The 9,663-nt window shown below is 60.8% G+C and carries 7 protein-coding genes; 3 read left to right on the top strand and 4 right to left on the bottom strand.

Annotated features, from left to right (window positions below; all coding sequences use genetic code 11):
• Positions 1–148: 148 nt before the first annotated feature.
• The 3 genes from VII69_08655 to VII69_08645 form a co-directional block, all read right to left on the bottom strand.
• Positions 149–334 (bottom strand): hypothetical protein, encoded by a 186-nt coding sequence (locus VII69_08655; GenBank protein HEY5095169.1) that lies wholly within the window; start codon positions 332–334, stop codon positions 149–151.
• On the bottom strand, positions 316–612 hold the full coding sequence (locus VII69_08650; protein HEY5095168.1) for a PhzF family phenazine biosynthesis protein: 297 nt from the start codon (positions 610–612) through the stop codon (positions 316–318). Before VII69_08650 ends, VII69_08655 begins: the two co-directional genes overlap by 19 nt.
• A gap of 194 nt (positions 613–806) precedes the next feature.
• Positions 807–2,672, bottom strand: coding sequence for a GAF domain-containing protein (locus VII69_08645; GenBank protein HEY5095167.1), 1,866 nt, complete (start codon positions 2,670–2,672; stop codon positions 807–809).
• A 239-nt stretch (positions 2,673–2,911) separates the two neighbouring features.
• Here VII69_08645 and VII69_08640 point away from each other — a divergent pair, with 239 nt between their 5' ends.
• The 3 genes from VII69_08640 to VII69_08630 all read left to right on the top strand — a co-directional run bounded on the left by VII69_08640 (position 2,912) and on the right by VII69_08630 (position 9,337).
• On the top strand, positions 2,912–5,692 hold the full coding sequence (locus VII69_08640) for an adenylate/guanylate cyclase domain-containing protein (GenBank protein ID HEY5095166.1): 2,781 nt from the start codon (positions 2,912–2,914) through the stop codon (positions 5,690–5,692).
• Positions 5,693–5,718: 26 nt separating this feature from the next.
• The gene (locus tag VII69_08635) at positions 5,719–6,384 is read left to right on the top strand and encodes a hypothetical protein (GenBank protein ID HEY5095165.1); all 666 of its coding nucleotides are present in this window, start codon (positions 5,719–5,721) and stop codon (positions 6,382–6,384) included.
• Between the two features lie 76 nt (positions 6,385–6,460).
• On the top strand, positions 6,461–9,337 hold the full coding sequence (locus tag VII69_08630; protein HEY5095164.1) for an NB-ARC domain-containing protein: 2,877 nt from the start codon (positions 6,461–6,463) through the stop codon (positions 9,335–9,337).
• Here VII69_08630 and VII69_08625 read toward each other — a convergent pair.
• Positions 9,266–9,663: hypothetical protein (locus VII69_08625; protein ID HEY5095163.1), on the bottom strand; the 398-nt coding region annotated here is incomplete at its 5' end. The two genes, VII69_08630 and VII69_08625, sit on opposite strands and share 72 nt — an antisense overlap.

Here is a 9,663-nt window from a genome sequence, read left to right as displayed (position 1 = left end):
TTGCGCAATCTGCTCGTAATAGTAGATGCCCGCTCGCACGCCCAGCCCCCCGATAAGCCCTAGGGCCCGGGATTCTATGTTGGGCATTGTTTCGTCGATTTACTCCCGCGATCCGGTGCCGCACCGAACCGACAAACGCGTTTCCTGATCACGCAGGCGCGAGGCGCGTCGTGCCATCCATCAGTGCCGTGACATAGCCGCCGACGTCGATGCCGTCCGCGCCGTTTTTCCCACTGATTTTGACGAATAACAGACTGCGCCGGCCCATCTTCTTTCCCTGTTCGCTCACGAACGTCGAGCCATCGCTGCCGGACGTCAATCCGTTTTGGAACATGTAGGCGGCCAGCGGGCCGGTCGCGCCCCTGTGGCCGGATCTTCGACAATTCCCTGTTCGGGCGCAAACATTCTCGAATAGACGCCTTCGGGCGTCGGCGTAAACACGAACACGCACAGCGGTGTGTCGGACTCGACGGCGTGCAGATGTTTCATGCTGCTGATGTCGAGCCACGCGCGATCGACTGCCGCTTCGTTCTTGAGAGGAATGTAGACGGTGGGATTGCCAGCGCTGAACTGTTGGGGCGACGGTGAGCGAGCATCTGAAAGTTCTTTCAAGCGCCGGGTTGATCCGTGGCAAACGCATAAAGCAATGGACGTTCTTCAAACGCGACGAGGAGCGCATCGCGCAGATTAAGACATTGATAGACAAGAAGGTCTGAGGTCGGTACCATCTTTTTACCTTGAAGCGCGCCGTGATAGTTGAGCCGATCGTGCTGTGAGGCTAAGCGAATGAAGCGCGGGCCCTCAAGTCATTCGGCAGAGCGGTCTTGAGTTTGCTGCTCGATGCTGTTCCGTAATGCGTTGATGGCGGTCGCGGTTTCTTCTCGAAACGCCGTGATGGCTTCAAGCAATCTATCGCTCACGCTGGGTTCGCGCCCAGCACCGAGGATATCAAGCGCCGAACCGACCCCATGCGCGAACTCCGAAAGTGCATCGACCTCATCCGGCGCATAGGCCTCACCGCCGTCGCGTTCGCCGCACAGGAGCACGCCAACTAGGCGCCCGCGCGCGACCATCGGCAAGGCGAGATCTCCCTGCAGCGCGGTGGTGTAAGAATGTGGATCGAACGGTTTGTGCCATGTCTTTAATGCGAGGATAGCAGGGTCGTTCTCGTCCACTTCAGTCGGCGTCTGGCCGAATCGGCGCAACGCCTTGTACGCGCCATTTTCTCTGACGAAAAGCGCTGCGGCTCGCGCATCGGTGTGGACGCGGACGTGATCAACCGCCTGATCGAGCAGCGCTTCTCGTCCGGTGACGAACGCTGCCTCCTTCGAAAATGCGCGTAGTGCGCGTTCATCCTCGTGGCGCTTCCGGAATAGCACCGCGTAGACGAACGCGTCGATACGCCGATGGATATATCGCAGCAATAGACCAAGCACAAGCGCGAGCGCCGCGTTCGCGATGAGACCCGTTGCGTGGCTCGCGCCCGCGACCACCGATCCCAGCAGCCACTCAAGCAAGACGAACGCGGCGACCACGATCAACGAGATCAGGCCCACGACAATCGTGCGACTTAAAATGAAGGCGGTGTCGAAGACGCGCCGCTTCAAAAGCGCATAGGTGACGAAGAGCGCTCCAAGCAGCGCGATTGCGCTGGCAAGGACGATAAGGCCGGTCGCGCCGACGAAGGAAGGTGCAAAGGGCTGCAAGGCCAGCGCTGCCTGGCTCGCGGCAAGCGCGATCGGGAGCGGCAGCAGTAACCATGCGGCCCGCGGACGTTCGACTCGCGGAGCCGACGCCACCGCTATCGCTGCGAGGACTACGACACCGAGCTCGATCGCAGGGACGGCTGTGGCAACCGCTGAGTTGTACGACCAAAATGGAAATGGATCAAACCACAGCGTGAGTTCGCCCACGTAACCGGCACCCAGCCCGAGAGCGCCCACAGCAATCGCTGCGTAGACGAAGAATTCGAGGGCCGTACGCCACGAGGTACGGACGCCCACGCGCGAAGCCATGGAGACCAGCAGCGCCAGCGCGACGAATCCGAGTATCCACATGCTTGACCACAACAGGACGTCCGCGGTCACGTTCGGCAGGACGACGCTTTGAACAGGATTGGCGCCGCCGAGTCCAAGTGCGATCAAAACGATTGCAAGCGTGCGTCCTTCCGGCGACCATGAGCGCCTTACGGCGATGATCAGCGCACAAACGAGGCACCACATGCCTGTCGCGAGCGCGATCAGTACGGTCGGTAGTTTTACCGCAGATTCGCCGTCCGACCAAATGCTACCGGTGAAAGACGTGACGAATCTGTCCGATCCTCGGCGAGCAACGAGAGTGGTCGCCTGTGTCGCGAGCGGCTCATACATCAATTGTAGGCGCGTGCTGAGGTCGAAATCCCGCAAATCAAGACGATCACCGTCGCGCAGGCCGGCGCGCCACAAGGCGCCGCCGGGCTGCACTTGTTCGAGCGTCATTACGAATGGCTGACCTGGCGTAGGTTCCCCGCCGCCGTCGAACCAGCCCAACCAAGGGCGGCCGCCGAGGCCGAAGTTATCCGCAGCGCTGACGAAGAGATAGAGCGCAAACAGACCGCACAGCGCGATGAGCGGCCCCCTCCATCTCGTATCGTGGCGTGAAGGAACGGAGGTCGCGCTGTCATCGGCCGCCATTGCGCCGGGCTACTCCGGTAAGAGAGTCCTTCCCTTTGCGGAGTCTCGACAACGTCTCGGCGCGTTCTTGCCTAACGGGAACTTCGGCCCCCGCAAGAAGTCGCTTCATTTTACAACCTCGCGACAGTGTTAGTGCCGTCGCTCTGTTGGCAATACGGGCTGCTAAGGTTGGATTCGAACCCCGATCGTCGCTGAAACAGCGCACCGGATAACCGCACTCCCGTCGCTAATACTGCAACATGGCAGAGGCAGACGAGCTGACGGCTTCTGAATACCGGGCGCGATCTTTTCCCTCGGGCATCGTGGCATTTCTCTTTACCGATATCGAAGGATCGACGCAGCGTTGGGACCGGCACCACGACGCGATGGATGCTGCCGTCAAGCGCCACGACGCAATCCTTCGCGGCGCGATCGAATCTCATGGAGGCTACGTCTTCAAAACTGTTGGCGACGCATTTTGCGCCTCGTTCGCTCGCGCGTCGGACGCCATCGTAGCCGCAGTCGAGATCCAACGCGGCTTGGCGACTGAGGACTTCGGGGACGTGGAAGGCGTGCGCGTCAGAGCCGGACTACACGTCGGGGAAGCATCCGAACGTGACGGCGACTATTTCGGCACCGCGGTAAATCGGGTAGCGCGCCTCATGTCTATCGGCCACGGTGGTCAAGTGCTCCTGTCCGGCAGAGCGCGTGATCTGATCGACGCTGCCTTGCCGTCCGAAACTTCATTGCTCGACCTCGGGTCGCGGCGGCTCAAGGATCTCACAGAGCCGGAACGCGTCTGGCAACTCAACATCGACGGGCTGCAGAGAGAATTTCCGCCGCTCAACTCGCTCGACGCGCGGCCAAACAACCTTCCCGCACAATTAACTGTGCTCGTCGGTCGTGAGGTGGACGTCGACGAGGTCAAGGTCCTTGTCGAAAAACATCGGCTCGTAACGCTGCTCGGCTCGGGCGGTGTTGGAAAAACTCGACTTGCGCTACAAGCTGCCGCTGAATTGGTCGACGGATACCCGAATGGTGTCTGGTTTGTCGACCTGGCGCCAATCAGCGATCCTGAACTCGTCTCAAGCGTCGTAGCCCGAGCACTCGGCGTTGCGCAAGCGCAAGGACGTCGCGTCGATGAGACCCTCGTGGAATGGCTAAAACTCAAGCAGCTCGTGTTGATCCTCGACAACTGCGAACACCTGGTGGAGGCGGCGGCGTTGCTTGCAGACGCCATCGTCCAGACCTGCCCAGAGGTTCGGATCTTATCGACATCGCGGCAGGCGCTCGGCATACACGGGGAAAGGGTGCATCGGCTCCCGTCACTCTCAGTACCGGCGCATGCCGAGAGTATGCATGCTGTCGAATCTTTGCAATTCGGTGCGATAGCGCTCTTCGCCGAACGCGCCAGCGCTGCAGACGCACGTTTTCGCCTCACCGATGAAACCGCGTCGATTGTCGCGGACATCTGTAGACGCTTGGACGGTATTCCGCTGGCCATCGAGCTTGCTGCGGCGCGCGTCAAAGTACTCTCAATCCCAAACCTTGCGACGCGCCTCAATGACCGCTTCAAGCTTCTCACCGGAGGAAGCCGTGTCGCGATGCCACGTCAGAAGACCCTGATCGCGCTCATCGACTGGAGCTACGATCTGCTCACCTCTCGGGAGCAGACATTGTTCGCACGCATCGCGATCTTCGCGGGCGGCTTCGGCCTTCACGCCGTCACGGCGGTTTGCGCTAGCGAGGACATCGAAAGCGATGACATTTTGGATCTGCTGTCGTCACTTTCCGACAAGTCGTTGCTCGTTATAGACACAACGATTGCGCAAGAACGCTACCGTCTGCTCGAATCCACGCGCGCGTATGCGCTGGGGAAGCTTGGCGACGCAAATGAGCGCGAGCGCTTTGCTCGTAAACATGCAGAATACTTTCGCGACCGGGCCAAGGCAGCAGATGAGAACTTTTACGATTCAGCACGAATGGCGTGGCTCGCGCAAGAGGAGCTCGAACTTGACAACTATCGCGCGGCGCTTGACTGGTCGCTCGCCGACGCGAAGGACGTTCCGCTCGGAGCCGCCATCGCCGGAGTGCACGGAAAGCTGTGGACTATGGGCGGACTCATCGTCGAGGGTCGGTACTGGATCGTTCGCGCGCAAGCCGGCCTCGACGAGTTGACGCACCCGCGGGAGGCGGCCCGGCTTTGGCTGTCGCTCGCGGATATGTCCTTCGCGAAGCCCAAGCTTGAGTATGCGGAGCGCGCGCTTGCCCTCTTCGAACCGCTCGGTGACCGACAGAGGTCGGCGACGGCGCTCTTCGACATCGCATTCGCTCTTTTTCAGATGGGGCGGCTCGAGGACGCCGAACGCGAAATTGACCGTTCGATGGCAGCCGCGCGCGAGTGCGGGGATCGTCGGGGCATTGCAAGCTGCCTTAGCCTGAAGGGACTTTATTACCGGTCGCCAGGATGCGACGTCGCCGCTTCTCGCACGCTGCTCGCTCAGTCGATCGAAATTTTTAAGTCTCTTGGAGATGAACGCGGCGCCGCCGCGGCTTGCGGAAACCTAGCCGAGCTCGAATTCTCGACTGGAGACGTCGAGAAGGCCATGCACCTGGTGCGGGAGGCTCTTGAAACCAACGCCGGCGGCAAAGAGGCGATCATACTGGCGATCGATCACACGAACCTGGCGGCATACTGCATCGCCGCGAACGATGTGAATGCGGCTCGCGTCGCAGCACGCGAGGGCCTGAAGTGGGCGTTGCAAGGCCACCATGCGCTCGGCATTGCGATCGTCTTGCAGCATTTCGCGCTACTCGGTGCGCTGTGCAATAACGTGGACGTTGCTGCTCGACTCATCGGCCATGTCGATGCGTATTTCGAAGTGCTCGCGTACCAACGTGAGTACACCGAGCGGTGGTGCCACGATAAGCTCATGGTCGCGCTGCGCGAACATCTCACCGAATCCGAAATCGATCGGCTTGCGGCCGAAGGCGCTCGGTGGTCGGAGGATCTGGCCGTCGAACAAGCGATGGCGGTGTAACGGTCTGGGTGGCAAGGAAATTAATTGTGGATAATTTTGAGCGCATGAGTCGTGTCCCGTGTCTGATCGCAGCATTCGTATTCATTGGTGTACTGACGAGTCCGGAGCCCGCGTCAGCGGATTCGGATCAGATAGCATTGTCAACTATTTGTGCGAATAGTGCTGCCAACGGTGAGGTATCCGCGTACGCGACGGATTCTAACTACGCGCTGGTCGCATGCGGCGGGAAGCAAATCAAACTTCAATTCGTAGCGCAAAAGACCGGCCCAAGCTGGTCGTCGCTTTTTTCCAATATCGGAAAGATCGATTTCGCGACGATGACAGCACACGGCGTTCCAACCTCTATTGCAGACACGCTCATCACGGTACTGCCTGCTGCGTCCATCTCGACCTCGACATCGATTCCGCATGTAGTCGTCGAAAACGAGATATTTTCTCCAGCCGTGCAACTCAATGGAACAGAATGGCTCGTCAATATGGTAACGATAACTGGAATTGATAGCAGCTCCGGAATCGTGATACGCATCCCGTGCACTGCGTCCGACCCTACAGCCGGCGAAGTTCACATGAACTTGGTCAGCCCGGAATCTTACTATAACTATGGCTGCGCTGCACAAATCATCCCGATAGGGCAGTACAAAGGGCTTCTCATCACCCAGTTCGGGCAAATCATTGCGAGACCACCGCGATAGCCCACTGATCGGTGCACTGTGCAACGAGTAAGACACCCACGCAGGAAGGGCAAGGTTCGCGCCTAACCGCTAATTCATGAGCAAAGCAGGTCCGGCGAGCGGTCGCCGGATACGTGCGTACGTCTTCGCCTGCGTCACCACGGCGATCGTGTTGGTTTTTGCAATCGCCGAATGGGGAGCGGAGCGGTTCATCTCGGATCGCTCGAGAGCGGCGAGCACGGTGATCGAGATCATCATCGTTCTCGTAGCAACACTGGTCTTCCGACCCGTCCATCAGCGCGTCGAGGCGGCGGTCGAGGCGGCATTCTACAAACGTAAGCGCCAAGCGCTCGACTCCCTCGCGAAGTTCCGGCGTGAGTTGACGTCGTTCAGCGACGTAGGTCAGTTGCTGCGTCGCGTCATCGAAGCGATCGATCACTTTCTGGACACGCAGGCGTGTGCCGTGTACTTGCGGCGCAGCGTTTTTCGCGCGGAAGCATCGTCATTCGACGCCGCCGCAGAAGATGTCGGGTTTGATGATCCGCTTGCAGTTCGGTTGCGTTCGACCGGCGCACCCGCAAAGGTGGCACTGCTGAAATCGTCGGCTCGCGGCACCCACGCTTTTCCGATGACGGCTGCGGGCGATCTAGTGGGCTTTTTGCTCGTGCGCGACGAGCAGAGCGACGACGACGAGGAGGAAACGCAGATGCTGAGCGGTCTCGCGCAGGACCTCGCCGTCGCGCTCGTGGTGCTCGATCCGTCGCTCCGCGCGCGGAAGCAGGACGTCCCCAACAACATTCCTGCCGACCTGCTGCCGTTGATAGGCCGCGAACGCGAACTGGCGGAGATCAAAGCTGTGCTCTCGCAGTCGCGGCTGGTGACGCTGACGGGCGCCGGCGGCGTTGGAAAGACTCGGATCGCCTTGCAATGTGCCGCCGACTCGATCGCAGGGCACGAACATGGAGCATGGTTCATCAACCTAGCGCCGATCACCGACGGCACACTGATCGCTGCAACGACGCTTGCCGCCCTCAACGCCGGCAGCGCCGAAGGCGGCGATGACGCAACTCGACTTGTGGAACACCTGCGAGCGCGCGACGCGTTGATCGTGATCGACAATTGCGAGCAGATCGTCGGCGACGCGGCGGCGCTCATCGCTCGGGTTCGGGCGCACTGTCCGCGCATCGCCATCTTGTCGACGAGCCGAGAGCTCTTGCATCTCGACGGCGAGCAGGTCTATCGACTCGCTTCGCTGCGTCTAGAGGCGGCGGTCGAGCTATTCACACAACGCGCATCGGCCGTATCAACGGGGTTCGATGCGGAGCAATCCTTGAACGCCTTGCACAACATCTGCGAGCGCCTTGATTGCATGCCGCTCGCGATTGAGCTGGCGGCGGCACGCGTCCGGGCGTTGAGCGTCGAAGAGATTTCGGCGCGCTTGCACGAGCGTTTCCAGCTGCTGACAAGCTCGGATCGAACCGCATTGCCGCGCCGTCAAACGCTTACGGCCATGATCGAGTGGAGCTACGACCTGCTGTCGCCGGACGAGCAGTCCCTCTTTCGGCACCTCGGCGTCTTTCGCGGCACCTTTTCGCTTGCTGCAGTGACTGCCATGTTCGCGCGTGACGGGAAGTCCGACGAATACCACGTGCTTGACTTGCTGACGTCACTTGCCGACAAGTCGCTCCTCACTGTGAAGCTCGCGCTCGAAACGCGTTACGGCCTCTTGGAGACCATTCGGGAATTCGCCTCGCAGAAAGCTGTCGACGAGAAAGAGACCCTGACGGCCGCATCCCGGCACGCCGATCACTTTGCAGCGGTTGCCGGTCAGGCGTATCGTGAGTTCGATTCGCGCGTGCCGCCGGGCTGGCTCGACCGGCTAGCCCCCGACATCGATAATTTCCGCGAAGCATTGGGCTGGACGCTGGAGGGCCCGGGCGAGCGTCGCGTCGGCGCGCAGCTGGCCGCGGACTGCGGAGTGATTTTCTTGCGCTTGGGACTGCTGGGCGAAGGACTGCGATGGTGTGAGCGAGCGCTGAACGCAGCGGATGATTCCCCGGCGACAGCGGGGAGGATCGAATACGTCGCATCGATGATGCATAACAACTCTCTCGAGCCCGGACGCGCGCTCGAAGCTGCCCAACGTGCCGTGGCGAGCTACCGCCAATCGGCGGACGAGCGTGGACTCATTCGAGCGTTGTCGCAAACAGCCTATCAATTCGCGCGAGCCTCGCAATTCGACGAGGCGCAGGCTCCTGCAGCCGAGGCGATCCAACGAGCACGCGATAGCGGCGATCCGAATCTCATCGTCGCCGTGCTTCGCCGCTGCGCCAGCTCGCTGCCGCCTGAAGCGATAGCGCAGGCGCGAGACCTTTTTGAAGAAGCGCTGACAACCGCGCGAACGATGCAACGTTCGGACGAAGTATGCCACGTGCTCCAGTGGTGGGCCTCAAGCGAGGGCGCCGCAGGCTGCTACGACCGGGCGATGGACCTGCTCCAGAAAGCCCTCGATAGCGCCGATGTAGACGTGCAGAAGTACATCGAGAGCGACCTTGCATGCTGTGCGCTTGCATCCGGTTCGGTCGAAAAAGCCGAACCGCACGCGCGCCGCGCGTTGACACTAGCGGTCGATTCACGGCACCCCGTCCTCGCCGCCCTCGCTTTCGCGTATTGCGCACCTGTGCACGCGCAGGTCGATCCGCAGCAGGGTGCGCGGCTATTCGGTTTTGCGCGCGCCCGATTGCTCGAGATGCAGTTCGACGGCGATCGAATTGAGAAGATCGCGCTTCAAAACGCGCTGCAGAGCATCGAACGTGTGCTGGGAAACGCCGACGCGTCGACGTTGTTTGAAGAGGGCGCGGCGCTCGACCAGGACGAAGCGCTCGCCCTCCTCGCGACTCAATCAGCAGTGGGGGTTGTTCTCTCGCCTCGGCATGCTGCTGGTGATGACGGTGTCGTGACACTGCTGAGTTAACGTGTATGTCCCCGTGTCGCCGGCGCAGCCCGTCCTTGCCGTGTAAGAGCCGGTGAGGAGGTTGGTCGTGGGGTCATACGTGCCGGTTGTGCTGAACGTGCACACGGGGCCCGTCTGTAGCGGCGGGTAATCGACGACCATTGCCCCGCTCGTCGAGTTCGATGAGTCGACCGTTAGCGAGATATCAACGGTAATGGTCTTGTTGGTTTCCTTGTCTTTGATTCCGCCGCCCGCGTTGCCCCCGTGCTGCGCCAGCGTCCCCTTTGCGTTGCCGGTGCCGCCTTGCGCGTCCTGAAAAGTGCCGAGATAGTCGCCGGAGATATTCG

Source organism: Candidatus Eremiobacteraceae bacterium, from assembly GCA_036511855.1.
In the GTDB taxonomy this organism is placed as follows: domain Bacteria; phylum Vulcanimicrobiota; class Vulcanimicrobiia; order Eremiobacterales; family Eremiobacteraceae; genus JABCYQ01.
This window is presented reverse-complemented; position numbering and strand designations above follow the sequence as displayed.